At 66.6% G+C, this 26084-nt stretch carries 24 protein-coding genes; 11 read left to right on the top strand and 13 right to left on the bottom strand.

Annotated elements, in window-relative coordinates; all coding sequences use genetic code 11:
• Window positions 1-62: 62 nt before the first annotated feature.
• Window positions 63-1187: a nitronate monooxygenase family protein gene (locus tag ABZW74_RS03275; RefSeq protein ID WP_240856600.1), complete on the top strand. Its 1125-nt coding sequence runs from the start codon at window positions 63-65 to the stop codon at window positions 1185-1187.
• A 23-nt stretch (window positions 1188-1210) separates the two neighbouring features.
• On the opposite strand, the gene ABZW74_RS03270 is transcribed toward ABZW74_RS03275, so the two are convergent.
• On the bottom strand, window positions 1211-2698 hold the full coding sequence (locus ABZW74_RS03270) for a PLP-dependent aminotransferase family protein (protein ID WP_355273836.1): 1488 nt from the start codon (window positions 2696-2698) through the stop codon (window positions 1211-1213).
• A gap of 73 nt (window positions 2699-2771) precedes the next feature.
• On the opposite strand from ABZW74_RS03270, the gene ABZW74_RS03265 reads away from it, so the two are divergent.
• On the top strand, window positions 2772-3560 hold the full coding sequence (locus ABZW74_RS03265) for a sugar nucleotide-binding protein (protein WP_240856602.1): 789 nt from the start codon (window positions 2772-2774) through the stop codon (window positions 3558-3560).
• 73 nt (window positions 3561-3633) lie between these two features.
• Here the strand turns inward: ABZW74_RS03265 and coaA are convergent, their stop codons facing one another.
• On the bottom strand, window positions 3634-4575 hold the full coding sequence (gene coaA / locus ABZW74_RS03260) for a type I pantothenate kinase (RefSeq protein WP_240856603.1): 942 nt from the start codon (window positions 4573-4575) through the stop codon (window positions 3634-3636).
• A gap of 95 nt (window positions 4576-4670) precedes the next feature.
• Here coaA and ABZW74_RS03255 point away from each other — a divergent pair, with 95 nt between their 5' ends.
• The 4 genes from ABZW74_RS03255 (at window position 4671) to ABZW74_RS03240 (ending at window position 9765) form a co-directional block, all read left to right on the top strand.
• Complete coding sequence (locus ABZW74_RS03255; RefSeq protein ID WP_240856604.1) at window positions 4671-5879, top strand: DUF885 domain-containing protein; 1209 nt, start codon at window positions 4671-4673, stop codon at window positions 5877-5879.
• A gap of 10 nt (window positions 5880-5889) precedes the next feature.
• Window positions 5890-7197 (top strand): serine hydroxymethyltransferase, encoded by a 1308-nt coding sequence (gene glyA / locus ABZW74_RS03250; RefSeq protein ID WP_240856605.1) that lies wholly within the window; start codon window positions 5890-5892, stop codon window positions 7195-7197.
• Between the two features lie 44 nt (window positions 7198-7241).
• Window positions 7242-8111 (top strand): acyl-ACP desaturase, encoded by an 870-nt coding sequence (locus tag ABZW74_RS03245; RefSeq protein ID WP_240856606.1) that lies wholly within the window; start codon window positions 7242-7244, stop codon window positions 8109-8111.
• Window positions 8112-8454: 343 nt separating this feature from the next.
• Window positions 8455-9765 carry a PhoH family protein gene (locus tag ABZW74_RS03240; RefSeq protein ID WP_355273830.1) on the top strand — a complete coding sequence of 437 codons (1311 nt, stop codon included), beginning with the start codon at window positions 8455-8457 and terminating at the stop codon, window positions 9763-9765.
• Window positions 9766-9837: 72 nt separating this feature from the next.
• Here ABZW74_RS03240 and ABZW74_RS03235 read toward each other — a convergent pair whose 3' ends face one another.
• Entirely contained in the window at window positions 9838-10650 is an 813-nt protein-coding gene (locus tag ABZW74_RS03235; protein WP_240856608.1) for a class I SAM-dependent methyltransferase, read from the bottom strand.
• A 138-nt stretch (window positions 10651-10788) separates the two neighbouring features.
• Here ABZW74_RS03235 and ABZW74_RS03230 point away from each other — a divergent pair, with 138 nt between their 5' ends.
• A complete protein-coding gene (locus ABZW74_RS03230) occupies window positions 10789-11676 on the top strand; it encodes a L,D-transpeptidase family protein (RefSeq protein ID WP_240856609.1) in 888 nt (295 codons plus the stop codon).
• Between the two features lie 145 nt (window positions 11677-11821).
• Here ABZW74_RS03230 and ABZW74_RS03225 read toward each other — a convergent pair whose 3' ends face one another.
• The 3 genes from ABZW74_RS03225 to ABZW74_RS03215 are packed head-to-tail and all read right to left on the bottom strand — an operon-like array spanning window position 11822 to window position 14524.
• Complete coding sequence (locus ABZW74_RS03225) at window positions 11822-12433, bottom strand: class I SAM-dependent methyltransferase (RefSeq protein ID WP_240856610.1); 612 nt, start codon at window positions 12431-12433, stop codon at window positions 11822-11824.
• Window positions 12430-13110 (bottom strand): PIG-L deacetylase family protein, encoded by a 681-nt coding sequence (locus ABZW74_RS03220; RefSeq protein WP_240856611.1) that lies wholly within the window; start codon window positions 13108-13110, stop codon window positions 12430-12432. Before ABZW74_RS03220 ends, ABZW74_RS03225 begins: the two co-directional genes overlap by 4 nt.
• Window positions 13111-13123: 13 nt before the next feature.
• On the bottom strand, window positions 13124-14524 hold the full coding sequence (locus ABZW74_RS03215; protein ID WP_240856612.1) for a class II fumarate hydratase: 1401 nt from the start codon (window positions 14522-14524) through the stop codon (window positions 13124-13126).
• A 204-nt stretch (window positions 14525-14728) separates the two neighbouring features.
• Here ABZW74_RS03215 and ABZW74_RS03210 point away from each other — a divergent pair, with 204 nt between their 5' ends.
• Window positions 14729-15688, top strand: a complete 960-nt coding sequence (locus ABZW74_RS03210; RefSeq protein ID WP_355273823.1) for a hypothetical protein — start codon at window positions 14729-14731, stop codon at window positions 15686-15688.
• A 38-nt stretch (window positions 15689-15726) separates the two neighbouring features.
• Here ABZW74_RS03210 and ABZW74_RS03205 read toward each other — a convergent pair whose 3' ends face one another.
• Both ABZW74_RS03205 and glpX read right to left on the bottom strand, forming a co-directional pair.
• Window positions 15727-17427, bottom strand: coding sequence for a fumarate hydratase (locus ABZW74_RS03205; protein WP_240856614.1), 1701 nt, complete (start codon window positions 17425-17427; stop codon window positions 15727-15729).
• Between the two features lie 61 nt (window positions 17428-17488).
• Window positions 17489-18484, bottom strand: coding sequence for a class II fructose-bisphosphatase (gene glpX / locus ABZW74_RS03200; RefSeq protein WP_240856615.1), 996 nt, complete (start codon window positions 18482-18484; stop codon window positions 17489-17491).
• Between the two features lie 136 nt (window positions 18485-18620).
• Here glpX and ABZW74_RS03195 point away from each other — a divergent pair, with 136 nt between their 5' ends.
• Together ABZW74_RS03195 and ABZW74_RS03190 are read left to right on the top strand one after the other, a co-directional pair.
• The gene (locus tag ABZW74_RS03195; RefSeq protein ID WP_240856616.1) at window positions 18621-19199 is read left to right on the top strand and encodes a DUF4245 domain-containing protein; all 579 of its coding nucleotides are present in this window, start codon (window positions 18621-18623) and stop codon (window positions 19197-19199) included.
• A 137-nt stretch (window positions 19200-19336) separates the two neighbouring features.
• Window positions 19337-19633, top strand: coding sequence for a hypothetical protein (locus ABZW74_RS03190; protein ID WP_240856617.1), 297 nt, complete (start codon window positions 19337-19339; stop codon window positions 19631-19633).
• Between the two features lie 2 nt (window positions 19634-19635).
• Here the strand turns inward: ABZW74_RS03190 and ABZW74_RS03185 are convergent, their stop codons facing one another.
• The 3 genes from ABZW74_RS03185 to ABZW74_RS03175 are packed head-to-tail and all read right to left on the bottom strand — an operon-like array spanning window position 19636 to window position 21847.
• A complete protein-coding gene (locus ABZW74_RS03185) occupies window positions 19636-19869 on the bottom strand; it encodes an exodeoxyribonuclease VII small subunit (RefSeq protein WP_240856618.1) in 234 nt (77 codons plus the stop codon).
• Complete coding sequence (gene xseA, locus ABZW74_RS03180) at window positions 19866-21134, bottom strand: exodeoxyribonuclease VII large subunit (protein ID WP_240856619.1); 1269 nt, start codon at window positions 21132-21134, stop codon at window positions 19866-19868. The genes ABZW74_RS03185 and xseA overlap by 4 nt, the downstream gene beginning before the upstream one ends.
• Window positions 21131-21847 carry a lipid droplet-associated protein gene (locus ABZW74_RS03175; protein WP_355273816.1) on the bottom strand — a complete coding sequence of 239 codons (717 nt, stop codon included), beginning with the start codon at window positions 21845-21847 and terminating at the stop codon, window positions 21131-21133. Before ABZW74_RS03175 ends, xseA begins: the two co-directional genes overlap by 4 nt.
• An 80-nt stretch (window positions 21848-21927) precedes the next feature.
• Between ABZW74_RS03175 and ABZW74_RS03170 the strand changes: the two genes are divergently transcribed.
• Entirely contained in the window at window positions 21928-22881 is a 954-nt protein-coding gene (locus ABZW74_RS03170; RefSeq protein WP_355273813.1) for a 4-hydroxy-3-methylbut-2-enyl diphosphate reductase, read from the top strand.
• 237 nt (window positions 22882-23118) lie between these two features.
• Here ABZW74_RS03170 and mycP read toward each other — a convergent pair whose 3' ends face one another.
• Complete coding sequence (mycP, locus tag ABZW74_RS03165) at window positions 23119-24528, bottom strand: type VII secretion-associated serine protease mycosin (protein WP_355273810.1); 1410 nt, start codon at window positions 24526-24528, stop codon at window positions 23119-23121.
• A 3-nt stretch (window positions 24529-24531) separates the two neighbouring features.
• Window positions 24532-26025 (bottom strand): type VII secretion integral membrane protein EccD, encoded by a 1494-nt coding sequence (gene eccD, locus ABZW74_RS03160; protein ID WP_355273807.1) that lies wholly within the window; start codon window positions 26023-26025, stop codon window positions 24532-24534.
• Window positions 26026-26084: the final 59 nt, after the last annotated feature.

Here is a 26084-nt window from a genome sequence, read left to right as displayed (position 1 = left end):
GCCAGACACCAGTGCTAAATTAGAACACGTTCTAATTTGCGCCGCGTCGAAGGAGTCCGTTCATGCACACCCAGATCTGCGACGAACTCGGAATCGAGTTCCCGATCTTCGCATTTACCCATTGCCGAGACGTGGTGGTCGCGGTCAGCAAGGCAGGCGGATTCGGCGTCCTGGGGGCTGTCGGTTTCACGCCGGAACAACTCGAGATCGAACTCAACTGGATCGACGAGCACATCGGCGACCATCCCTACGGCGTCGACATCGTCATCCCCAACAAATACGAGGGCATGGACGCCGAGATGTCGGCCGACGATCTCACCACGATGCTCCAGTCGATGGTGCCGGAGCAGACGCTCGACTTCGGTCGAAAGTTGTTGCGCGACCACGGTGTTCCACTCGACGAGGACAACGACAACTCGCTGCAGTTGCTCGGCTGGACCGAGGCCACCGCGACCCCGCAGGTGGAGATCGCGCTGCAGCATCCCAAGGTGAGTCTGATCGCCAACGCGCTCGGCACGCCTCCGGTGGACATGATCGGCAAGATCCACGACGCCGGACGCAAGGTGGCCGCGCTGTGCGGCTCGCCGAAGCAGGCGCGTAAGCACGCCGACGCCGGGGTGGACATCATCATCGCGCAGGGCGGCGAGGGTGGTGGCCACTGCGGAGAGGTCGGGTCGATCGTGCTGTGGCCGCAGGTGGTCAAAGAGGTTGCGCCCGTGCCGGTTCTGGCCGCCGGTGGGATCGGCAGTGGTCAGCAGATCGCCGCGGCGCTTGCCCTCGGTGCGCAGGGCGCGTGGAGCGGATCGCAGTGGCTGATGGTCGAAGAGGCCGAGAACACGCCGGTCCAGCAGGCGGCCTACATCAACGCCGGCAGTCGCGACACCGTGCGCAGTCGGTCGTTCACCGGCAAGCCGTGCCGAATGCTTCGCAACGACTGGACCGAGGCCTGGGAGAACCCGGAGAATCCGGATCCGCTCGGAATGCCGTTGCAGTACATGGTCTCCGGCATGGCGGTGGCCGCCACGCACAAGTACCCGGACGAGAGCATCGACGTCGCCTTCAACCCGGTCGGCCAGGTCGTCGGACAGTTCCAGAAGGTGGAGCGGACGGCGGCGGTCATCGAGCGGTGGGTGCAGGAATACATCGACGCGACAAGCGCTTTGGAGACGCTCGCCAGTTCGGTGTGAGCGAGGGGCCCTCGAACCTCAGCTCAGGGACTGGCTGGGACTGGTCGGATCAGGCGCGTCAACGCATCGAGGCCGGCGTCGAAGGCCGATGCCGCGGGGGTGCCGAAGCCCACGGCGATGCCGCCCTGTGGTAGCGGCTCCGCGTCGGCGTGGCGAAACAGGTCGAGTCCGAACACGGCGATGCCGTCGGCGTGTGCCCGCGCAACCACGGTGGGCTCGTCATCCCGCGGCACCGGAATGAGGACGTGCAATCCTGCTGCGATACCCGGGATCTCGATGCCGATGGACGCCAGTCGATCGGTCAGCTGGTCGCGTCGTCGTCGATAAACCTGTCGGCTTCGTCGGATGTGGCGATCGTAGGTTCCCGACGTGATCATCTCGGCGAGCACGAGTTGATCGACGATGCTCGCGTCGGGCTCGCGGGCGCCCTTGGCCGTGGTCACCGGATCGATCAGGTGCGACGGCAGGACCAGCCACCCGGCTCGCACCGCGGGCGAGAGGCTCTTGGAGACCGACCCGGTGTAGATGACGACGTCAGGAGCCAGGCCCTGTAGGGCGCCGACCGGGTCACGGTCGTACCGGAGTTCGCCGTCGTAGTCGTCTTCGACGATCAGTGCACCGGTGCGTCGCGCCCACTCCACCAACCGCATTCGGCGTTCGGGGTGCAGGGCGACCCCGGTCGGGTATTGATGGCTCGGCGTCACCAGAACGGCGGTGGGGGCCGCGCGCTCCACATCGTCGACCAGCAGTCCGTTGTCGTCGATCCTGATCGGGACGATGTCGGCACCCCCACGCACCAGTGCGTCACGGTGGAACGGAAGTCCATAGGCCTCCACGGCCACACGTGGTCCGAGTACGGTGCGCGCCAACAGTTCCAGCGATGCCTGGACGGCGGTCATCAACACGATCGACTCCGCTGTTGTGCGGACCCCGCGAGCGCGAGCGAGATACGTGCGCAGCGCTTCCCGCAGTTCGGGTCGTCCGCCGGGATGAGACGGTGCGAAGGCGCTGTCGGGCGCTCTGGTCAGGGCGTGTCGGGTCGCGTTGATCCAGTCGGCACGCGGAAACAGCCCGGCGTTGGGTTGGCCCATCGAGAAGTCGTGGCGTACCTGGGCCATGGCCTGCGCTTGCGGCGCTCGTGGCTCTACGCCCGGAAGTCCCTCTGCGACAACGCCGGATGCCACTCGTGTGCCCGACCCTCGACGGGCGGTGAGCCATCCCTCGGCGATGAGTTCGGTGTACACGGCGGACACGGTGTTGCGGGCCAACCCCAGGTCCGCGGCCAGGGATCGGTAGGGCGGCAGCAGGGAACCGGGTGGTAACTGCCCGGTCGAGATAGCGTGGCGCAGTGCTGCGGCCAGCGTGTGCCGTCGCTGCGAGCCGCGGCCGCGAGGATTCCCGTCCGGGTCGGGCTGAAGGTCGAGGTACAGGTCGGTTCCCAGGCGACGCGCGACCGAATCCCACGGATCGGTGTCGGGAGAGTTCTCAGAATTGACCCGCATATCTGCCATCGAATTGCACCACCTTTCTGGTGCAATTCTGCCCTACTGTGGACGTTGTCGAACCACCACGAACGGAGATGAGATGAAGGCAGTTGTGTTCGGGGCGACGGGCACGCTCGGCTCGGCGCTCACGCAACGATTGAGCGACAACGGTGTCGACGTGGTGTCGGCGTCGCGGGCATCTGGCGTGGATGCCTATCGCGGAGAAGGATTGGACGCGGCGATTGCGGGAGCAGACGTGGTGGTGGACTGCCTCAACGTCACGACCATGAAGGCGAAAGAGGCTGTCGACTTCTTCACGACCGCTGCGGGCAACGTGGGTCGCGCAGCAGCGGCAGCGGGAGCGCCCGTTGTGTGCCTGTCGATCGTCAACGCGTCCGACCCGGCGGTGAATCGCAAGTTCGGTTACTACCAGGGGAAAGCCGCGCAGGAGGAGGCCTACGCCAGCGTCGTGGCGCCCGAGAACCTGACCATCGTGAAATCGGTGCAATGGTACGAACTCGCCGAACAGTTGCTGGGCATGATGCGGCTCGGGCCGATCGCTGCGGTGCCGCACATGCGCGCTCGGCCGGCCGCCGCCGCCGATGTCGCGTCGGTACTCGCCGACGTCGTCGCGGCAGCGCAGCACAAGCCCGCCGATGGCGTAATCGAGGTGGCCGGTCCGCAGGTTCTCGACCTGGTCGATGTCGCGAAAGCCATTGCGCGACAGAAGGGGTCACCCAAGTGGGTGGTCGGGATCCGCTTCGGTGGTGCCGCCATCCGGGACGGTGGGCTGGTGCCGTCCGCGCCGGACATCGTGACACCGACCGGCCTCGACGACTGGCTGGCCGAAAGATCCGGTCCTGCCGCGACCGTGGAGAACCGGCGATGAGCACCGCCACGCGGCCGGCGACCCGGATGTGGATTCCGCCGGGCTCGACGAGCGTTCGCCGGACCGGCGCGGGTCACAGCTTCCGCAGCCGCACCCGATTGATCGAATGATCGACGTCCTTGCGCAGCACCAGGGATGCCCGGGGTCGGGTCGGGAGGATGTTCTCGATCAGATTGGGGCGGTTGATGGAAAGCCAGAGATCGCGTGCGGCCGCCGTCGCCTGGTCGTCGGTGAGGGACGCGTAGGCGTGGAAATGTGAGTTGGGATCGGCGAACGACGTGGTTCGCATCTTCAGGAATCTCGACACGTACCACTGTTCGATGTCGTCCATCTTGGCGTCGACGTAGATGGAGAAGTCGAACAGGTCCGACACCATCAGCGTGGGACCGGTCTGTAAGACGTTGAGTCCCTCCAGGATCAGGATGTCGGGCTGGCGCACGTAGTGGTAGACGTCGGGCACGATGTCGTAGGCGATGTGGGAATAGACGGGAGCGGTCACCTCGCGTGCGCCGGACTTCACCTCGGTGACGAACCGCAGCAGTGCACGCCGATCGTAGGATTCTGGAAAACCCTTGCGATGCATGATTCCTCGGCGTTCCAGAACCGACGTCGGCAACAGGAAGCCGTCGGTGGTCACCAAGTCCACCTTGGGGTGGGAATCCCATCGGGCGAGCAGGGCGGCGAGGACGCGGGCGGTGGTCGATTTGCCGACCGCCACGCTGCCCGCGATGCCGATCACGAAGGGGACCTGCCGGGAGTGCTGCCGTTCGCCGAGGAACGTCGACGTGGCGGCGAACAACCGCTGCCGGGCGGCGATCTGTAGGTGGATGAGACGCGAGAGCGGTAGATAGACGTCGGCGACCTCGTCGAGGTCGATCTGTTCACCGAGGCCGACGAGTTCGGCGAGCTCGTACTCGTTGAGCACCATCGGCATCGATTGCCGCAGGTCACGCCACTGCTTGCGATCGAGTTCCAGATACAGACTGGGATCGCGATCGGAGGTGTGGCGCGCCATCAGAAGCGACTTCCGGTCACCGTGGGGGGCTCGGACCTGGTCGTCATGCGCTACAGCCTATTAGTGTCACCTCACGGTCGCGTAGCCTGCCTCCCATGTCCTCATTGGTCGCCGACTACCTGCGCTTGGGCCTGGCTTTCGACCGCCTCGAAGAGGGATTCGTCGACGCCTACACCGGCGACCCCGCGATCCTTGCCGAGGTGGCGGGTGCGCCGACGCCCGAGCCTGCGGCGCTGGCACGGCGCGCACGTGACCTGCGTGCTGAGTTGCCCGCCGGCCTCGACTCCGATCGGGCTGCCTTTGTCGGTGCTCATCTGCGGGCGCTCGAGTGCTCGGCTCGCACATTCGCGGGCGAGCAGATCGGGTTCGTCGACGAGGTCCGTGCCTACTTCGACGTCGACATCGCGATGGGCGACGAGGAGACCTACCGTCGCGCACACGTCGAGCTCGGCGAGGCGCTCGGTGTCGCCGATGCCGAGGGCGACCGACTCACCGGCGCGTACACGGCTTATCGCAAGGCCGACGAGATCGGCCCAGAGAAGGTCGACGAGTGCGTGCGGGCGTTCAGCGGAGCGTTGCGGGAGAAGGTGCGTGATGCATATCCGTTGCCGGACAACGAGATCGTCGAGTTCGAGGTGGTCACCGACAAGCCGTGGTCGGGGTTCAACTACTACCTCGGCGACTATCGCTCCCGGGTGGCCATCAATGTCGATCTCACCCAGCACATGTCGAACCTGCCGCACCTGATCGCGCACGAGGCCTATCCCGGCCACCACACCGAGCATTGCCGGAAGGAACAGTTCCTCGTCGAGCAGAGCGGTCAGAACGAGCAGTGCATCTTCCTGGTCAACACACCGCAATGCCTGATGGCCGAGGGCCTCGCCGACCACGCTCTCGGAGCCATCGTCGGTCCGGACTGGGGGATGTGGGCGCAGGAGATCTACGCCGATCTGGGTCTGCGATTCGACGGTGAACGTGCGCAACGGGTTTCGCGGGCAGCGGGCGGCCTGCTCGGGGTTCGGCAGGACGCGGCCCTGCTGCTGCATGATCGGCACGCCGACCACGACAGCGTCGTCGCGTATCTGCGGCGATGGCTGCTCGCCCCCGAGGAACGGGCGCGCCAGATGCTGCGGTTCCTCACTTCACCGCTGTGGCGTGCCTACATCTCCACCTACGTCGAGGGCTATCGGCTGCTCGACCAATGGCTCGACGCCGATCCGGCCGGCGACCGCGCTGCCCGTTTCGGCCGGCTCCTCGACGAACCCCTGATCCCGGCGTCCTTGCGCGCGGAACTGACCCAATAGACTGTCCGGCATGACCGCGAACTCTGAGTCCGTGAACTCCCAATCGCTCGCCGATCTCGACCCCGACGTGGCCGCCGCCATGAACGGTGAGCTGAGTCGCCAGCGCGACACCCTGGAGATGATCGCGTCGGAGAATTTCGTGCCGCGTGCCGTGTTGCAGGCGCAGGGCAGTGTGCTGACCAACAAGTACGCCGAGGGTTACCCGGGTCGCCGCTACTACGGCGGGTGTGAGTACGTCGACGTGGTCGAGGACATCGCCCGCAACCGCGCCAAGGAGCTGTTCGGCGCCGACTTCGCGAATGTGCAGCCGCATTCGGGCGCGCAGGCCAACGCCGCCGTGCTGGCCGCGTTGATGGAACCGGGGGAGACGCTGCTCGGCCTCGACCTCGCGCACGGCGGGCACCTCACCCACGGCATGCGGCTGAACTTCTCGGGCAAGCTCTACGAGAACGCCTTCTACGGCGTCAGCAAAGAGGACTTCCGCGTCGACATGGACGAGGTGCGCAAGATCGCCCTCGACACCCGGCCCAAGGTGATCGTCGCCGGCTGGTCGGCGTATCCGCGCACCCTCGACTTCGAGGCGTTCCGCTCGATCGCCGACGAGGTCGGCGCCTACCTCTGGACCGATATGGCGCACTTCGCCGGACTGGTGGCCGCCGGCCTGCATCCGTCTCCGGTCCCGCACTCCGACGTCGTGTCCTCGACCGTCCACAAGACACTCGGCGGGCCGCGGTCGGGCATCATCCTGGCCAAGCAGGAGTGGGCCAAGAAGCTCAACTCGGCGGTGTTCCCCGGCCAGCAGGGCGGCCCGCTGATGCACGTCATCGCGGCCAAGGCCGTCGCCCTGAAGATCGCCGGCACCGACGAGTTCAAGAAACGTCAGCAGCGCACGCTGTCGGGCGCCAAGATCCTGGCCGAGCGGCTGACCGGTGAGGACGTGTCCAAGGCGGGCGTGTCCGTGCTGACCGGCGGTACCGACGTCCACCTGGTGCTCGTCGACCTGCGCAACAGCTCGCTCGACGGTCAACAGGCCGAGGACCTGCTGCATCAGGTGGGCATCACCGTCAATCGCAACGCGGTGCCGTTCGACCCGCGCCCGCCGATGGTCACCTCGGGTCTGCGCATCGGTACGCCCGCACTCGCCACCCGCGGATTCGGCGACGAACAGTTCACCGAGGTCGCCGACATCATCGCCACCGCGTTGGCAGCAGGGGAGTCGGCGGATGTCGCAACGCTGCGTGGTCGGGTGTCGCAGCTGGCGCTGGACTTCCCGCTCTACGACGGTCTCGAGCAGTGGGGACTGATGAGCGGGTCCTGACCCGGAATTGCTCCCGCCCCGCACGCGTCCGTATCCTTGCACCGATGAACGCCTTGGATGAAGACGACCTGATCATCGCGCTCGAGAAGGCCCTTCCCGAGATCGCGGAAGACCACCAGGCGGCAGCCACGCCGTGGAGCCCGCACGACTGGGTGCCGTGGGACGACGGCCGCAACTTCGCGTTCCTCGGCGGTGACGACTGGGATCCGTCGCAGGCGACGCTGTCCGACGAGGCACGTGCCGGATCGCTGGCCCTGCTGCTGACCAAGGACAACCTGCCGTCCTACCACCGGGTGCTGGCCAAGCATTTCCCGGCGTTCTCGGACTGGCGGCAGCTGGTCGGTGTGTGGACCGCCGAGGACAACCGGCACGCGATCGTGCTGCGCGACTACCTGGTGGTCAAGCGCGCGATCGATCCGGTGGACTCCGAGGAGCGTCGCCGTGAGCACGTGACCAAGGGCTACCGGCAGAACACCGCCGCAGAGGGCGAATTGGGTCCGCTCGACGTCCTGGCCATGATGGCCGTCCACGAGAACCAGTGTGTGCACTTCATCAAGCGGCTCTCCGCTGTCGTCGGCGACGACGTCTACCAGCAGATCCTCACGAAGATCTCCAACGACGACCGCGTGCAGGGCGAGACGTTTGCCGCATTCCTGAATGCCGGACTGGTGGCCGACCAGGACACCACCGTCCTCGCCCTCGACAAGGCGCTCGCCCGCAACGAGGCGATCGGTAGCGACATCGACGATTTCGAGCCCGAATGGGCGCTCATCTCCGACTACGAGAACGCCGACACCAGGCAGGCCACCGCCGCCACGATCGTCGACGCGATCAAGCTGGAGAGCGTGCACGGACTGGGTGACGACGCCGAGGCCGCGCGGCAGCGGATTCTCGCACTCGCCGGCCGCGGGTGAACCTCGACTGAACTACTGAAGCGATTCGGCGCCACCGGGGGCGAAGAAAACCCTGGTGGCGCCGATTTGCGTCCCTGTGAAAAAGATACGTCCGGTTAACGCACAATTCACGCCGACACCCCCGTGTCGGCGCGCCGCGCCGACCGTACGCGCGTACGTTGACGAGTGACGGGCCGCGGGGAAGCGGTTCGTCCGGGAGGTTCAATTCGTGGTTTGCACCAGCAGCACGAGGGGGCCGGCCCCGGTCCTCGTCCACCTCGGCTGACGCCGAGGACCGCAGACACTGGACCGACCGGTCGACCTAACAGGTTTGTGCGGGCGCCGCACAAACGTAGGAGCCCACGTGACCACACGCACCTACGTCCTCGACACCTCCGTCTTGCTGTCCGACCCCTGGGCGGTCATGCGCTTCGCCGAGCACCATGTGGTTCTGCCACTGGTGGTCATCGGCGAACTCGAGGGCAAACGTCACCATCACGAGCTCGGCTGGTTTGCGCGCGAATCCTTGCGCATGCTCGATGACCTGCGATTGGCCCACGGTCGCCTCGATGTCCCGATTCCGATCGGCGACGACGGCGGCACGCTGCAGGTGGAGCTGAACCACACCGATCCCGCGGTGCTGCCGGCCGGTTTCCGTACGGAGACCAACGACTCACGCATTCTGGCGTGTGCGCTCAACCTGCGTGCCGAGGGCCGCGACGTCACGCTGGTCTCCAAGGACACCCCGTTGCGCGTGAAGGCGGGTGCTGTCGGCCTGGCCGCCGACGAGTATCACGCCCAGGACGTGGTGGTCTCCGGTTGGTCGGGCATGACCGAACTCGACGTCGACTCCACGGTGATCGATACGCTGTTCGCCGACGGCGTGGTGGATCTCGATGCCGCACGGGAACTGCCGTGCCACACCGGAATCCGACTTCTCGGACATGGCTCGTCGAGTGCGCTCGGACGGGTGACGGCCGAGAAGCGCGTCCAGCTGGTGCGTGGTGACCGAGAGGCCTTCGGACTGCACGGCCGTTCCGCGGAGCAGCGCGTCGCTCTCGATCTGTTGCTCGACGAGAGTGTGGGCATCGTGTCGCTCGGCGGCAAGGCCGGCACCGGCAAGTCGGCGCTGGCATTGTGCGCGGGACTCGAAGCGGTGCTCGAGCGTCGTACGCAGCGCAAGGTCGTCGTCTTCCGTCCGCTGTATGCGGTCGGCGGCCAGCAACTCGGCTACCTGCCGGGCAGCGAGGCCGACAAGATGGGCCCGTGGGCGCAGGCGGTCTTCGACACCCTCGAAGGCCTTGCGTCTCCCGAGGTCATCGAGGAGGTCCTGGCGCGCGGCATGCTGGAAGTGTTGCCGCTCACGCACATTCGTGGCCGGTCGTTGCACGACTCGTTCGTGATCGTCGACGAGGCGCAGTCGCTGGAACGCAATGTGCTGCTGACGGTCCTGTCGCGCCTGGGTACGGGGTCACGGGTGGTGCTCACCCACGACGTCGCGCAGCGCGACAACCTGCGCGTCGGGCGGCACGACGGTGTGGCCGCCGTGATCGAAAAGCTCAAGGGTCACCCGCTTTTCGCGCATGTCACCCTCACCCGCAGCGAGCGGTCGCCGATCGCGGCGCTGGTCACCGAGATGCTCGAGGAATTTGGGCCGGGCGCACCGGGAGCGTAGCGAGCGGGCGCCATTCAGGCTCAGCGCACCGGGAGCGTAGCGAGCGGGCGCGATCGAGCTGAGCCTGCGTGATCAGGCCGGGGTGCATTCGAAGAGGTTGAGCTTGTAGGTGCTCACCATGGGTGTCCACCCGATGGCCTTCAGTCCGTAGCGGTACAACGGGGGCCAGGTACGGGCGACGTCGGGTTGCGGCTGCGCGAAGGTGCGTGATTCGAGTAGCCGCAACCCGCACGACTCGAGAGTGCTCGGGTCGTCGCACACCCATTTCATCCGTGCCGCAACGGCTTTGAACACCGGATTGCGATCCTGCGTGCTCATCATGGCCTTGCCGCCGGTGTCGATGGCGAGTTTGCTGCCGGCGAATGCGCGTGCGATCGAGGACAGGACGGCGGTCACCTCGTCGGCGTCGAAGTAGAGCAGGACCGCTTCGCTGAGCAGGAACACCAGTCCGTCGTTCGCGGATACTGTTGTGTGCCAGTCGGTGTCGAATATGGACCCGGCGAGCATCGTGTACCGGTCGGAGTCGGAGAAGAATTTTCGACGCAGTGCCATGGTGTCGTCGACGTCGAGGTCGAACCAGCGCACGCGTCCGTTGTCGAGTCGTTGGAATCGCGTCGACAGACCGCACCCGAGATCGACGACCCTGCCGTCGGGATGCTCGGCGAGAAAGTCCCGGACGTACTGATCGAAGATCGACGCCCGTGTCACCGAACCGCCGAGCGACGGTCCGCGGAACTTGGCGAAGTCGTAGTCGATGGCGTCGACGAGTTCGGCGGCCTTGCGATCGTGCAGCACGCTGTTCTTCTTGCCGGCGTCGAGCGCCCGACCGTAGAGGGGGATGAGGAGAGTTTCTTGGATGTCGCCGAGTGCGACCGGTTCGCCCATGCCCGACAGCGTACTTAGGGTTACCTAATTCAGCTAGGTCCGCTTGACCCTATCCAAACCGCACCGTGACCGTCGCGTGACTCACGGCCACTTGCGCACTGGCACACTGATGTGGTGCGAAAGTTACTGATGAGGCGAATGAGACTGTTGGTGCTGATGGTGATTGCGGTGCTTGCCGCCTTCGCGGTCGGTGCCGGCCAGTCCGTTGCTGCGCCGGGAACGACGACCACGCCGCCGCCGAGCCCCGGGCCGACCGGGCAGACCCCTGGCCTGGGCATTCCCATTCTCGACGGGCTGCTGAACATGTTGGCCGGTGGGCTCGGATCCACCGAGGGCAACGGCGCGAATGGCGACTCCAACCAGCTGATTGTGGTGAGCGCTCCCAAGGAGGCAGACACGACGGCCACGTTGACCGCCTTCGAACGTGGCTCCGACAAGAGCTGGAAGCCGGTCATCGGCCCGACCAAGGCCTTCCTGGGATCGCTCGGCATGGGAGAGCCCAAGGACAACGTCTACCGGACGCCGAAGGGCAACTTCGCTCTCGACCAGGCATTCGGACGTCAGGTCAACCCCGGCACCAAGATGCCGTACTTCAAGACCGACGCCCAGGACTGGTGGGACTCCAACATGAAGTCGCCGACCTACAACACCCATGTGCGGTCGGTGAACGGGCCGGGCGGCGACAGCGAGAACCTGTACAAGGTCGGCGCGATGTACGACTACGCGGTCAACATCGCACACAACCCGCAGCGGACTCCCGGCAAGGCGTCGGCGATCTTCCTGCACGTCACCGACAATCAGCCGACGATGGGTTGCGTAGCCATTGAACGCGAGATGATGAAGAAGACGCTCGTGTGGCTGGACCCGGCGAAGAAGCCGCGCATCGTCATCGGCGTCAACGAGAAGGCGCCGTCGGGCAATTCGACGACGCCGGCACCCGGTGGCGACCTCCTCACCGGTCTGCTGACCCAGCTGATGAACCTCGTCCCGGCGCTATTGGGAGCCGGAGCGGGCAGTCTCAACTGACCTGCTCCCGCCGGCTGATCACCCCCGCTGCCTGAGGTGCGAGGAGCGCTAGCGACGAGCCTCGAAGGCCTGGTGAGACAACAATGTCCTCTCACCAGGGGCTTCGAGGCTCGCAGGCTCGCACCTCAGCCATCGGTAGGGTGACTCAGGGAGCGGAACTTGGCTTGCGCAGAACGGTGACCGCGAAGTCCGCCTCTGGGTGCCACGCGCGCAGGTCCCAGGTGGCAAACCGATGCTCGACGCGGAGCCCCGCGTCGGCCACTGCCGCGTCGAAATCGGCGAGGGCGAGTGTGCGATTGGTATGGAAGCCGACTACGATGACCCCGTCTGGCGTCAGGTGTCGGGCGAGCGCACGCAGGACGTCGGCTTCGGTGCGGGGAGCGACGAACACCATCACGTTGCCGGCGCAGACGATCGCGTCGAAGGGTTCGGTGATGCCGTGCTCGCCGAGGTCGAGACGGGCGAGGTCGGCGACGATCCACTGCGGACCCGGATGGTCTGCTTGGGCGGCCGCGATCAGTTCGGGGTCGACGTCGACACCGACCACCCGATGTCCGGCGTCGTGCAGATACGCGCCCACCCGGCCCGGACCACAACCGGCGTCGAGGATGTGCGCGCCTCGCGGCACCATCGCGTCGATCAGTCGGGCCTCCCCGGCGAGATCGGCGCCCTCGGCGGCCATCGTGCGGAATCGGTCGATGTACCACTCGCTGTGGCCGGGTTTGGTGTCGGTGAACCACCGCGGCGTCGACGTCATGGCGCACTCCGCTTGAGTTCGAAACATGCTGCGCGACAACCGCCGAAGTCGTCGCGCACCGGGGTCATCATGTCCACCTGTTGACGAGCTTGATCGATCACAGGGGTGTCCGGGTCGAGCACCGACAGGTACTTCTCATGCGCGGCCAGTGAGGCCACCGCCGCATCGACGTGCTCTCCGACGTCGACGCCGTGCGTCGGATGTGGTCCGTTCTCGAACAGCCATGCGGGCCGCAGCGTGGGATCGAGGGCGTCGTAGGCATCGAGCACGGCGGCCGAGAACTCCATGTGGTCGCGCTGGTTGGGCGCACCCGGAGCCCACTCCGGGCCACCGTACAGCGACAGGATCACTTGCGGTGCAACATCTTCGATGCACTGGGTGATTCGTTGCCGCAACTCGGGGGTGTTGCGGATGTCGCTGTCCGGAAAGCCCCAGAACTCTACGACGCCGACTCCGACGATCGCCGCCGATGCCCGCTGCTCGGCCTCGCGCAGCGGGCCGGCCTCGGCCGGTGGCATGCCCTCGATACCTTGTTCCCCGCTGGACGCGAGGGCATAGACCACGCGTTTGCCCTCCGACGTCCAGCGATCGACGGCCGCGGCCATGCCGTACTCCGGGTCGTCGGGGTGGGCGACGAGGACCAATGCCGTCTGCCAGTCCGTCGGAAAGCTCTCCATTGTGTGGAGTATGTCAGCGTTCGCGGTCGAGGTTGGCCATCTTCAGGACGTCGAGACGCTTGTCGAGTTCTTCCTCGGAGAGCTTCTCGCCGATGAGGCCGCGGTCGATGACGGTCTGGCGGATGGTCTTGCCCTCCTTGAGGGCCTGCTTGGCCACGGCTGCCGCTTCCTCGTAGCCGATCGCGGAGTTCAGCGGCGTGACGATCGACGGTGAACTCTCGGCCAGGGTGCGCAGACGCTCTTCGTTGGCGCCGAGTCCGGTGATGCAGCGGTCGGCGAACAGGCGAGACACGTTGGCCAGCAGCTTGATCGACTCCAGCACGTTGCGCGCCATCATCGGGATGTAGACGTTGAGCTCGAACGCGCCGTTGCCGCCACCCCAGGTGACCGCGGCATCGTTGCCGATGACCTGTGCTGCGACCTGGGTAACGGCTTCGGGGAGAACCGGATTGACCTTGCCTGGCATGATCGACGAGCCAGGCTGCAGGTCGGGCAGGTGGATCTCGCCGAGGCCGGTGAGCGGACCCGAACCCATCCAGCGCACGTCGTTGGCGATCTTGGTCAGTGACACCGCAACGGTTTTCAGCTGTCCGGACAGTTCGACGAGGCCGTCGCGCGCGGCCTGTGCCTCGAAGTTGTCCTTGGCCAACGACAACGCGTCGACGTCGGTCAGCTGGACCAGGGCGGCCACCACCTTGGTGCCGAAGCCGGCCGGTGCGTTGAGGCCGGTGCCGACCGCGGTGCCGCCGATCGGAAGCTCGCCGACGCGCGGCAGGGTCGCGGTGAGCCGCTCGACACCTGCTTCGACCTGGCGGGCGTAGCCACCGAACTCCTGGCCGAGGGTGACCGGCACCGCATCCATGAGGTGTGTGCGGCCGCTCTTGACCACCTCGCGCCATTCGGTTGCCTTGCCCAGCAAAGCAAGTCGGAGGTGATCGAGAGCCGGGATCAAGTCGGTGACGGTCGCCTCGGTCGCCGCGACGTGAGTGGCGGTGGGAAAGGTGTCGTTGGAGGACTGCGACATGTTGACATGGTCGTTGGGGTGGACCTCGACCCCGGCTGCCTTGGCGATCGACGCAATGACCTCGTTGGCGTTCATGTTGGAGCTGGTCCCGGACCCGGTCTGGAACACATCGATCGGGAACTGGTCGTCGTGCTGACCGTCGGCGATCTCCTTGGCCGCGGCGATGATCGCGTCGGCCTTGTCGGCGTCGAGCAAGCCCAGATCCTTGTTCACCTGGGCACAGGCCGCCTTGAGCAAGCCCATCGCCCGGATCTGCGTGCGCTCCAGTGGCCGGTGGCTGATGGGGAAGTTCTCCACTGCACGCTGGGTCTGTGCGCGCCAGAGGGCGTCGACCGGCACTTTGACCTCGCCCATGGTGTCGTGCTCGATGCGGTATTGCTGCTCGGTCATGGTGCGCTGGTCCTCCGAAGGTCGCGAACAAGTAAGGGTCTCCTTATGACCGTACTCCGTGGCATATGGTGACCTGTCAGTGCCGTAGATCTACGCCATCATGTGGCGTGGATCTACGGCACAAGTGATCAGCGGGAACCGAAGTTGTCCACAGATGTCCTCGGAGGGCGCTATTCCGCCGAATGCCCGGCGACACTGTGCGATGTGCCGGCACCGTCGAAACCGCCAGATCGCAAGCGGCTGGAGAACCTGCTCCGTGCGCAGGATGGCGTCATCGCTCGCCGGCAGGTTGCCGAGTGCGGATTCACAGATCCATATATCCGGCGCAAAGTTCGTCGTCGCGAATGGGCACCCGTGTACTCGGGCACATTTGTCAATCACACCGGGCCGATGACCTGGCAGCAGCGGGCGTGGGGTGCGGTGCTCGACGCACACCCGGCCGCGCTCAGTCATGCGTCGGCAATGCGCGATCCCGGTCAGTTCGACGACGGGCTGATCCACATCACGGTCGACCGTCAACGTCGCGTCACCCGACGACCTGGCATCGTCGTCCACTACGGATCACGGCTGGACGAGAAGGTGCTGTGGCACGCGCATCCGCCACGGTTCCGTCCTGAAGAGGCGGTGTTGGACATCGCCGAGGCGGCGTCGTCGGAGTTTCGCGTGATCGCCTGCTTGTCGGACGCAGTGCAGGCACGCAGGACGACCGTCGATCGATTGCTGGCCGCGATGAGCAGACGGCCACGGATGCGCAGGCGTGCGCTCGTGGAGGGGGTACTCGCGGATGTCCGCGACGGGACGTGCTCGGTTCTCGAACACGGTTATGTTCTGAGAGTCGAACGTGCGCATGGTCTTCCGAATCCCCAGCGGCAAGCACCGACAGGCGTTGGACGCCGCGGATTCCGCGACGTCGACTACCCCGAGTGGGGTCTCGTCGTGGAATTGGACGGCCGAGCCGATCACGACGGCCCCGCCGCACGGGACCGCGACTTGGAGCGGGACCTCGATGCGGCCGTGGATGCCGACCGTCTCACCCTGCGGATCGGCTGGGGGCAGGTCTATGACCGCCCGTGTTCGACCGCCCGCAAGGTGGCCCGTGCCCTGAGCAACCGTGGGTGCACAGGTGCAGTAACTCAATGCCCTTCATGCCCTACAGTGCCGTAGATCTCAGTCATCTGATGACTCGGATCTACGGCGTTGCTTCACCGCTCCTTGGAACGAATCCGCACTCCGCCCAGCGGGACAGTGACTGCGCCACCGGGGTCGGTGAAGAAGTCGTTGCCCTTGTCGTCGACGACGATGAAGGCGGGGAAGTTCTCCACCTCGATCTTCCACACCGCCTCCATACCCAACTCGGGGTACTCGATGACCTCCTGGCTCTTGATGCAGTCCAGGGCGAGCCGCGCCGCGGGGCCACCGATCGAGCCGAGGTAGAAGCCGCCGTGACTGTCGCAGGCGTTGGTCACCTGCTTGGAGCGATTGCCCTTGGCGAGCATCACCATCGAGCCGCCCGCAGCCTGGAACTGCTCGACGTAGGAGTCCATGCGGCCGGCGGTGGTGGGTCCGAACGATCCGGACGCCATGCCTTCGGGTGTCTTCGCGGGGCCCGCGTAGTAGACGGGGTGGTCGCGCAGGTAGTCCGGCATCGGCTCACCGGCGTCGAGGCGTTCCTTGATCTTGGCGTGGGCAATGTCGCGGGCGACGACCAGCGGGCCGGTCAGCGACAGTCGAGTCTTGACCGGGTGCTTCGACAGTTCGGCGAGGATCTCCGGCATCGGACGGTTCAGGTCGATGTCGACGACCGCGCCGCCCTCGATGTCCTCGGCGACGCCGGCGTCGGGCATGTAATGCGCGGGGTCGGTCTCCAACTGTTCGAGGAAGACGCCGTCGGCGGTGATCTTGCCGAGGGCCTGACGGTCGGCGGAACAGGACACCGCGATCGCGACCGGGCACGACGCGCCGTGCCGGGGGAGGCGTACGACGCGGACGTCGTGGCAGAAGTACTTGCCGCCGAACTGCGCCCCGATGCCGAAGGACTGGGTCAGCTTGAAGACCTCCTCCTCCAGCTCTTTGTCGCGGAACCCGTGCGCCGACATCGAACCCTCGGTCGGCAAGGTGTCGAGGTAGTGGGCCGACGCGTACTTGGCTGTCTTCAAGGCGAATTCGGCCGAGGTGCCGCCGATCACCACGGCGAGGTGGTACGGCGGGCAGGCCGCGGTGCCGAGTGAGCGGATCTTCTCGTCGAGAAACTCCAAGAGCCGCTTGGGATTCAGGATCGCCTTCGTCTCCTGGAACAGGAACGACTTGTTGGCCGAACCGCCGCCCTTGGCCATGAACAGGAACTTGTACTCCGGGCCCTTCGGTCCCTGCTGGGTGGAGTAGATCTCCACTTGCGCAGGCAGATTGGTGCCGGTGTTCTTCTCGTCGTACGTCGTGAGCGGCGCCAGCTGCGAGTATCGGAGGTTCAGCTTGGTGTAGGCGTCGTAGACTCCGCGCGAAATCCACTCGCCGTCGTCGGCGCCGGTCAGCACGCCCTCGGATTTCTTGCCCATCACGATGGCGGTGCCGGTGTCCTGGCACATCGGCAGCACACCGCCGGCCGAGATGTTGACGTTCTTGAGAAGGTCGAGCGCGACGAAGCGGTCGTTGCCCGACGACTCCGGGTCGTCGATGATCTTGCGCAACTGCGCGAGGTGGGCGGGCCGCAGGTAGTGGCTGATGTCGTGCATCGCCTCCGCGGTCAGCTTCTGCAGTGCTTGCGGCTCGACCTTCAGGAACTTCTGGCCGTCGACCTCGAAGGTCGACACACCGTCGGTCGTGATCAGGCGATAGGGCGTGTCATCGGCGCCGGAGGGCAGCAAATCGGCATAGCGGAACTCCGGAGCAAGGGCTGGTTTGCTCACCAGGAAATCGTATCGCCGCGTCGTGCGGCGCTCCTGGTGAGCCCAGGCTCACTAAATCGGGTCAGAGATCGAGGCGTGCGTACTCGCGCAACTTGGTGGTCTGGTGTACGGCCTCGATGCGGCGGATGGTGCCGGACTTGGACCGCATGACCAGCGAACGGGTGGTGGCGCCGCCGGGACGGTAGGTCACGCCGCGCAGCATGTCGCCGTTGGTGACGCCGGTCGCGCAGAAGAAGGAGTTCTCACCGGCCACCAGGTCGTCGTTGGTGAGGACGCGGTTGAGGTCGTGTCCGGCGTCGATGGCCTTCTGGCGCTCGGCGTCGTCCTTCGGCCACAGCTTGCCCTGGATCTCGCCGCCCATGCACTTCATCGCGACGGCGGTGATGATGCCCTCGGGGGTGCCGCCGACGCCCATCAGCATGTCGACGGTCGAGTAGTCGCCGGCCGCTGCGATGGCCCCCGCGACGTCGCCATCGGAGATGAGGCGGATCTTGGCACCGGCCTGCCGGATCTCGCCGATCAGGTCGGCGTGGCGCGGGCGGTCGAGCACGACGACGGTCATGTCGGCGACGTCGATGCCCTTGGCCTTGGCGACCGAGTTGACGTTCCACTCGATGGATTCGTCGATGTTGATGGCGCCCTTGGCTTCCGGTCCGACGGCGATCTTGTCCATGTAGAAGACGGCGGACGGGTCGTACATGGTGCCGCGCTCGCTGACCGCGATGACGGCGATCGAGTTCGGGCGGCCTTCGGCCATCAGGGTGGTGCCGTCGATCGGATCGACCGCCACGTCGCAGTCGGGTCCGTCGCCGTCGCCGACCTCTTCGCCGTTGAACAGCATCGGGGCCTCGTCCTTCTCACCCTCGCCGATCACGACGACACCGCGCATCGATACGGTGGAGAGGAGCTCGCGCATCGCGTCGACCGCTGCGCCGTCGCCACCCTTCTTGTCGCCGCGGCCCACCCAGCGCCCGGCCGCGAGGGCCGCCGCCTCGGTCACCCGAACCAATTCCATGGCGAGGTTGCGATCTGGTGCCTGATTGGTGCTCGTGGACATGTACTCGACTCCTCGGCGTCGGCGACGGTGCTCTGGTTCCCATCCTTGCATGTCACGCCGGACGTTCGGTCGGCGACCCCGCCGAGGTCAGAGGTGTCGGCCGCAGTGGGATTTGCCTCAGTGGGATACTCGGGGCATGGCACAGAAACCGCGGTATCTGACCAGCGGCAAGGACATGATCTGGTCGCTGATCCCGCTGCTGGCGATCTGCGCGTTCGTCGCGATCGTCTCCGGCAACTGCTCGGTGGGGCTCACCGGCCGCGCCGACGACGACCGTACGCAGGCCTTCGACGTGGAGCACGCGCTCAAGGCCGACGCGGCGGACATGCCGTTCCCGATTCGTCTGCCGGTCATGCCGTCGTCGTGGAAGCCCAATTCTGGTTCGGCGCCGTCGGTCGACGGGCATCGTGTCAGCACGGCCGGATGGGTGAGCGCCAACGGTGCCTATGTGCAGTTGACCCAAAGCGATGCATCCGAGGAGTCCCTGATCGGCTACTTGCGCGGCGACGAGGGCTACGACGCCGTGACCGCGGGTGGCACCCGGGAAGTCGCCGGTCGCACCTGGGTGACGTACTCGACGGGCGAGAAGAAGAAGTTCTGGATCACCGATCTCGGTGACGTGCGGATCGCGGTGCTCTCGCGTGGCTCCGACGCGGACATGGAGCAACTGGCGACCGCGACCCTCACGCAACAGCCGCTTCCGCGTCGCGGGTAGCGATACCTGCACATGAATGGCCACATCTGCGGTGACCCCGCGCACATCTGTCGTTCGAATGACCCGAATTCGAGTAGTGCGCTACTCGTGAGGTAGTGGCTCCGGATCCATAGCGTTTCCTATCAAGGAGGCGCGCCATGATGAATGACTCGAGATGGATCGGAGTGCTCTGGCTGCGCGGGGTCCAGGTGGCCGCTCTCATGGTGGTGGTGATCGCGGCAGTGGTGCCGTTCGCCCCCGCCGAAGGCCACGGCCTCACCCCAGACCTGACGAATGTCACCATCGACCCGATGGTGACGGCGATACCGGTCCGGGTAGCGGTGACCGAGCGGCCGGCCGGAAGCGTCGCTGTTCCGCCAGATTGCGCGCGATGCCGGGCCGCGGCCGCCGTGTTGTGGATGACCGACGCGGGGCAGCGGGCGGCACTGAGCTGAGGTCAGTCCTCTTCGGGATCGCCCTGGGACAGAACGGCTTCGATGCGTTCCCGTGCGCCGCTGAGGTGGTGTTCGCAACGCGTGGCCAAGGCCTCGCCGCGTTCCCACAGGGCCAGCGACTCGTCGAGATCGAGTCCACCGTGTTCGAGGGTGGCGACGATTTCGGCGAGTTCGTCGCGTGCCTGTTCGTAGCCGAGTTGTTCGACCGGGACGCGTTCGTCGTCGGGGCTGCTCACGAATCGTCTCCCTTGTTCGAGTTCTTTCCGTCGGCGGGCCCGTTCACGGTTGCCCGTGCAGCGCCGGTGGCGACGCGGATCCGCAGTTTCGCGCCGGGCGGCATGTCTGTCGCATCGGTGACGATCTGCGGGGCCGAACCGGCGGGCACGTCGGTGCGCTGCACCACCGCGTATCCGCGGGCGAGTGTCTGTGCCGGTCCCAGTGTGCCGAGTTGTGCCGACAGGTGGTCGACGCGGCGGTCCTGCATATCGATTAGCCGGCCGATGTCGCGCCGCAGAGCGCGACGCAGGTCGCCAACACCTGCGGCCTCGGCATCGATCAGCGTGTGCGGGCGTGCCAGCACCGGCCGGGCGCGCAGGCCTTCGACGATGTGGGTTTCGCGGCGCACCCAGTTGCGCAGGGCGTGCGCGCTGCGTCGGCGCAACGTGGCGATTGCGGCGAGCTCGGCGTCGACGTCGGGCACCACGCGTTTGGCGGCGTCGGTGGGGGTCGCGGCCCGCACATCGGCGACGAGGTCGAGGAGCGGGGCGTCGGGCTCGTGGCCGATCGCGGAGATCACCGGGGTGGTGCAGGCGGCGACCGCGCGCAGCAGCGCCTCGTCGGAGAACGGCAGCAGGTCTTCGACGCTGCCGCCGCCGCGGGCGATGATGATGACCTCGACGTCGGGGTGCTCGTCGAGAGCGGAGAGCTGGCCGAGGATGGCCGCGACGGCGGTCGGGCCCTGGACTGGTGCGTCGCGGATCTCGAAGCGGACCGCCGACCAACGCTGCGTCGCCACCGCCACGACATCCCGTCCGGCTGCGCTGGCACGGCCGGTGATGAGGCCAATGCTCTTGGGTAAGAAGGGAAGTGGCCGTTTGAGCCGACGGTCGAAGAGGCCTTCGGCGGCCAGGAGTTGCCGCAGACGTTCGATCCGGAGCAGGAGTTGGCCGATGCCGACCGGTCGGATGTCGCTGACGCGCAGCGAGATGGTGCCGCGTCCGGTGTAGTAGCTCGGGCGGCCCAGGACGACGACGTGACTCCCGTCGGTCAGCGGAACTTCGGTGCGCGCCAACAGATCCGGACTGCAGGTGACGGAGATGGAGATGTCGGCGGCCGGGTCGCGCAGGGTCATGAAGGCGGTTCGGGTGCCGGGACGCCGACTGATCTGGGTGACCTGCCCCTCGACCCAGATCTGGCCGAGCCGGTGAATCCAGTCGGCGATCTTGGTGTTGACGGTCCGAACCGGCCAGGGGTGCTCGGCGCTGTTCGGCGAGGAGGTCACGTGGTGGAGTGACGCTTGTTCTGCGCGGCGATCCGGTTGTCGAGCATCGTCACGAAGGGCGCGCGATTGCGGTTGGCCTTCTCGTAGTCGACGAGCGCTTGGAGGTCGTCGGAACTCACCGAGCGCAGCTTGGCACGCAGCTGCGCGAGGGTGAGGCCGTCGTACTCGATGTACTCGACGACCTCGGGTGCCGACTTACCTGCTGCTGCGGGCTTCTTCGCGGGCTCGGGTGTGGAACTGATCACATCGTCGGGTGCGGAGCTGTACAGCGCGAACCGGCCGGCGGCGGGTGCGTCACCATCCGGCGATGTGGCGGATTCATCGGTCGCGGGCTCGGGGGTGGTCGGCTCGGCCGGCTTCTTGGTGGGCGTCTTCTTTGCCGGGGTCTTCTTCGCGGGCTTCTCCGCAGCGGGTTTGGGTTTGGCCGGTTTGGTCTCGATGGGCGTCGCGGTCTGTGCGGTGAGGGCGTCGTCCTCGTCGAAATGCGCCCATGCAGGCTGTTCGTCGGGCTTGTCGAAGAGCATCTCGAGAGCGGCGTCGCCCTTGATGGCCAGCTCGGCTATGTTCTGTTGCGCGCGCATGCCCGCCTGCAGCGTCTGGCTGACCGCCGTCATCGGCAGGGTCACCAGCAGCGTGGGCAGTTTGCGGGTCTCCTCGATGGCCGTGACGATCAGTCCAGCGGCGATACGGGCCGGGTACGGTGCGCGAACCATGCCAACACTCTGCCATCACATCAGCGTGCATCCAACATGTGTATCCAACCGCGGGGCGTTCAGCCCGTACCCTGGAATCCATGAGTGATTCGAAGCGTGTTCTGCTCGCCGAGCCGCGCGGCTATTGCGCCGGGGTCGACCGTGCGGTGGAGACCGTGGAACGTGCACTCGACAAGCACGGCGCGCCCGTCTACGTCCGCAAGGAGATCGTGCACAACCGCCACGTGGTGGAAACCCTGAGCGATCGGGGTGCGATCTTCGTGAGCGAAACCGACGAGGTGCCCGAGGGCGCCATCGTGGTGTTCTCCGCGCACGGCGTGTCCCCGGAAGTGCACAAGACGGCAGCTCAGCGCAGCCTCAGGACGATCGACGCGACCTGCCCGCTGGTCACCAAGGTGCACCAGGAGGCCAAGCGGTTCGCCCGTGACGACTACGACATCCTGCTCATCGGCCACGAGGGCCACGAGGAGGTCGAGGGCACCGCGGGCGAGGCGCCCGAGCACATCCAGCTCGTCGACGGCCCGGACAGCGTCGAGAAGGTGTCGGTGCGCGACGAGTCCAAGGTGATCTGGCTGTCGCAGACCACCTTGTCGGTCGATGAGACGATGGAGACGGTCAAGCGGCTGCGCGAGAAGTTCCCGCTGCTCGCCGACCCGCCCAGCGACGACATCTGCTACGCCACCCAGAACCGTCAGGTCGCGGTGAAGGCGATGGCGCCGCACTGCGAGCTGGTCATCGTCGTCGGTTCCAAGAACTCGTCGAACTCGGTGCGCCTGGTGGAGGTCGCCGTGCAGAACGGCGCCCAGGCCGGCTACCTCGTCGACTACGCACGTGAGATCGACGACGCGTGGCTCGACGGTGTGACCACCGTGGGTGTGACGTCGGGCGCGTCGGTGCCCGAGGTACTGGTGCGTGGAGTGCTCGACTACCTGGCCGAACGTGGCTACGACTCCGTCGAGACCATCAACACCGCCAACGAGACCCTCACCTTCGCGCTGCCCCGCGAGTTGCGACCGGCGCGTACCGCGCGCTGAGTCTCCGCCCTCCGCCGGCTCAGGTACGGAGCACCGACCCTCCGCGCAGGCTGCGTTCCCCCCAGGTCAGAGCGCTGGTCATAAGACTCTTCGGAACAGCGTCCCACCCGCCGACGTCGTCGGCGATCGTGGAAGCGGGAAGAGCCAAGGTCGCCGAAGCGGTCTTCCGCAGCCCGATGGCGCCTCGGACTGCAGCGTTTCCGCAGTTCAGGAGGCCGAAGGGAGTACTTCTTCGCGTCAGAATTCGTCCGGATCGAGTCGTTTGATGCGTCGGTGCGGGAAGGCGATCGCCAGTACGGCAGCGATGACGATCCCGCAGACTCCGACGCCCGCGATCGCCACATTGCGGGCCGTGTGGTCGGGCGCCGGTGCCACCTGCGGCGCCGCGATGGGCGCGGGCGCATTCGGATCGGGTTCGCCCGCAGGAAGATCGGCGGTGAGCGCGGCGAGCGGATCGATGACCCCGTGGCCGATCTGCTGGTCGTGTCCGGTGCCAGGGGCGTGCGCGGTACGGATGATCCGATCCATCACCTGGCGGGCGGACAGTTGCGGGTATCGCGCGCGGATCAGCGCGGCGGTCCCGGCCACGTATGGTGTGGCAAAACTGGTGCCGGTCAACGGGATCGGGCCGTTCTGTGTTCGCTGGGCAGACACCAGCCTCGACGATCCGCGGGCGCTGTCGAGGCTGACGATCTCGGTGCCGGGCGCCGCCACCGACACCCACGGGCCGTTCAGACTGTTGGAGACCGGTGCGCCCGTGGCGGCGTCGGCCGAAGCGACCGCGAGAACCAATGGGGAGAACCAAGCGGGCGCGGCCACCGTGGTGACCGATCCCCAGCCCCGCTGATCGTCGGCGGCGGGCGGTGGATTCTGCGGCGTGCAGGCGCCATTGGACTCGACGTTGCCGGCGGCGACCACGACCACCACGTCGTGGTCGTAGGCGTACTTGACCGCCGCACCCAGGGCGGGATCGTCGAGTTGGTCTGCCGTCGGCGCGCAGGCCACCTGCGAGATGTTGATGATCGTCGCATCGAGATCCACCGCGCGGACGATGGCGTGTGCCAAGGTGCGGAGCGTTCCGAAACCGGCACCCACACCGGGATTCTTGTCGTCGCCGCGCCGATCCTTGGCCGCAAATGCGCCGCTCGACTGTCGGATGGCGATGATCGTCGCTGCCGGAGCGACACCCGAGAAGGCGTCGGTGCTACTCGGACGCCCGGCGATGATGCCGGCGACGAGCGTGCCGTGGGCGTCGCAGTCGTCGAGTCCGGTGCCGGTCGACACGTAGTCGCCGCCGGCGATCACGCGCCCGAGGCGAGGGTGCGGGGTCACCCCGGTGTCGATCACCGCGATCCGCTGCCCGGCACCGCGGCTGAACCGCCACAGCGCAGGGAGATTCATCATCGCCTGTGCCGGACTGGGTTTGAGGTATCCGCGCGTGGAGATCGCGGTGGTGCACAGGTGACTTTGTCTGGTGGCCTCGGGCGGGGCGACGGGGGCCGAGCGGATGAGGGACCGCGGGTTGATCGTCGGTGGGGTGATGGCCGCCGCGGGAATCGCGACCGACGCGAGGAGGGCCGATGTGAAGAGGGTTGGGGCGATCAGCGCCACCAGACCTGTCCCGCTTCGCCGCCGCCGATGAGCCATCGTCTACAGCTCCCGGACCATGCGGTAGAGGTCGAGTATCCACAGGAGCAGCGGCACGATGGCGGTGACGAGCACGTACTCCAGGACCTCGGCGCTGCGGCGCATGACGGGGGAGAACGCGATCTTCGGTGCGATCACCCCGAACACGATCGATGCCGCGAGCACCAGGACGGCGAGCGTGAAACCCACCACCGGCCACCGGTCGTCACCGAAGGCGAGTCCGGCGATCACGGCGATCACGGTGACAGCACCGCCGATGATCAGGGTTGCCGCCTGAATGAGATCGGTGTGTGAGCGGCCGCGCAGGCACAGCACCGCGCCGATGATGAACGCGAAAACGGTCGTCTTTGCGTTGAATCCGGTGTACGGGGCTGCCGCGAGGATCGCGGCGCAGGTGGTGACGGCGGTGACCCCGACGATGATTCCCGTCAGATACGCGTTCGCCACATACGACCGGCTCTCGAGTGCATCGGCCTTGGGTAACGCCATCGCGCCGATCGCGCCGATGCCCTCGATCGCCGGCCGCGGCTCGAGGTCGTCGACGTCTATGGGGGCGCCGGCCGTCGGCACCGGCGGCAGCGGCAACTTGGCGAGCACGATGGTGGCCCGTGGAGCGAGCGCGAGCACCAGGAGACCGACGGCGGCCACCACCGCAGCGACGTCGGCCACCGACGCCTCGATCAGGACTCGTGCTCCGCATCCCAGCAATCCGAGGAGCGCGACGCTCGTGACGGCACTGTGCGTTGCGGGTCCGGCCCCGGTGACCCGATAGGAGACCACCGCCGCAGCGAGCGTCATCGCGAACCCCAAAGTCAGGTGCGCCGCACCGAACTGGCCCGGTGTGATGAGCATGCCGGTGACGCAGACCGCCGGCATCGCACACAGCGAGAGGATCGTCGACGTCGATGTGTCCCGGTAGTACCTCGACACGACGGTGGCAGCGGTGATCAGTGTGATCGCCAGCAACCCGCCGAGCCCGGCGACCCACAGGGTGCCGTCGGTGCGGCGGACCGAACCCAGGACCACCGAAGCGGCGACCGCCGCGACAATCGCAAGCCCGTAGCCGACGTGGCGCGCCGATGTTGCCGACCAACTGACGAACCGGGACTCGTTGAGGCGAGCCACCGCGTCGACCACGTCGTCGAACAACACCGGCGACTCGCCCGTCCGTGTCGATGTGAGTAGCAGTAGATCCCCGTCACGAATTCCCGACTCGGACAGGGATCGATTGAGGGCCAACGGGTTCTGACCCACCAGAGCGAGAGTCCAGCGGTTCTGCCGGTCGTGCGGGCGGCCCCCGGCAGACGCCTCGGTGTCCGGATGGTCGGGGTCGCGCCGCGCAGGGTTGCGCGACTCGATCTGCGCGACGAGGTCACCCATCAGGGCGGCAATCGGGACGGCGGCAGGCAACGCCACATCCAGCTGGGTGTTGCCGCCCAGTACAGATACCCGGACGAGCGCGGGTTCGATCGCCAGGTGTGTGTCCACAGGCGTCATCAGGTGATCCTCCCCGAACAGTTGAACCGCTAACATAACCAACCTCGGCGCAGTCCACT

This window comes from Gordonia sp. NPDC003585 (genome assembly GCF_040610755.1).
Lineage (GTDB): Bacteria > Actinomycetota > Actinomycetes > Mycobacteriales > Mycobacteriaceae > Gordonia.
The sequence above is the reverse complement of the archived record's forward strand: the minus strand, read 5'-3'. Positions and strand labels throughout refer to the sequence as shown.

Bases quoted from the DNA above. Each gene is read 5' to 3' on its own strand.
- ABZW74_RS03170 (WP_355273813.1), top strand. From the start codon at position 21,928: ATGAGTGATTCGAAGCGTGTTCTGCTCGCCGAGCCGCGCGGCTATTGC.
- ABZW74_RS03255 (WP_240856604.1), top strand. From the start codon at position 4,671: ATGTCCTCATTGGTCGCCGACTACCTGCGCTTGGGCCTGGCTTTCGAC.
- ABZW74_RS03220 (WP_240856611.1), bottom strand. From the start codon at position 13,110: ATGGAGAGCTTTCCGACGGACTGGCAGACGGCATTGGTCCTCGTCGCC.
- glpX (WP_240856615.1), bottom strand. From the start codon at position 18,484: ATGTCCACGAGCACCAATCAGGCACCAGATCGCAACCTCGCCATGGAA.
- ABZW74_RS03270 (WP_355273836.1), bottom strand. From the start codon at position 2,698: ATGGCAGATATGCGGGTCAATTCTGAGAACTCTCCCGACACCGATCCG.
- ABZW74_RS03190 (WP_240856617.1), top strand. From the start codon at position 19,337: ATGATGAATGACTCGAGATGGATCGGAGTGCTCTGGCTGCGCGGGGTC.
- ABZW74_RS03175 (WP_355273816.1), bottom strand. From the start codon at position 21,847: ATGGTTCGCGCACCGTACCCGGCCCGTATCGCCGCTGGACTGATCGTC.
- eccD (WP_355273807.1), bottom strand. From the start codon at position 26,025: ATGACGCCTGTGGACACACACCTGGCGATCGAACCCGCGCTCGTCCGG.
- ABZW74_RS03275 (WP_240856600.1), top strand. From the start codon at position 63: ATGCACACCCAGATCTGCGACGAACTCGGAATCGAGTTCCCGATCTTC.
- glyA (WP_240856605.1), top strand. From the start codon at position 5,890: ATGACCGCGAACTCTGAGTCCGTGAACTCCCAATCGCTCGCCGATCTC.
- coaA (WP_240856603.1), bottom strand. From the start codon at position 4,575: ATGGCGCGCCACACCTCCGATCGCGATCCCAGTCTGTATCTGGAACTC.
- ABZW74_RS03245 (WP_240856606.1), top strand. From the start codon at position 7,242: ATGAACGCCTTGGATGAAGACGACCTGATCATCGCGCTCGAGAAGGCC.
- mycP (WP_355273810.1), bottom strand. From the start codon at position 24,528: ATGGCTCATCGGCGGCGGCGAAGCGGGACAGGTCTGGTGGCGCTGATC.
- ABZW74_RS03215 (WP_240856612.1), bottom strand. From the start codon at position 14,524: ATGACCGAGCAGCAATACCGCATCGAGCACGACACCATGGGCGAGGTC.
- ABZW74_RS03225 (WP_240856610.1), bottom strand. From the start codon at position 12,433: ATGACGTCGACGCCGCGGTGGTTCACCGACACCAAACCCGGCCACAGC.
- ABZW74_RS03235 (WP_240856608.1), bottom strand. From the start codon at position 10,650: ATGGGCGAACCGGTCGCACTCGGCGACATCCAAGAAACTCTCCTCATC.
- ABZW74_RS03195 (WP_240856616.1), top strand. From the start codon at position 18,621: ATGGCACAGAAACCGCGGTATCTGACCAGCGGCAAGGACATGATCTGG.
- ABZW74_RS03230 (WP_240856609.1), top strand. From the start codon at position 10,789: ATGAGACTGTTGGTGCTGATGGTGATTGCGGTGCTTGCCGCCTTCGCG.
- ABZW74_RS03265 (WP_240856602.1), top strand. From the start codon at position 2,772: ATGAAGGCAGTTGTGTTCGGGGCGACGGGCACGCTCGGCTCGGCGCTC.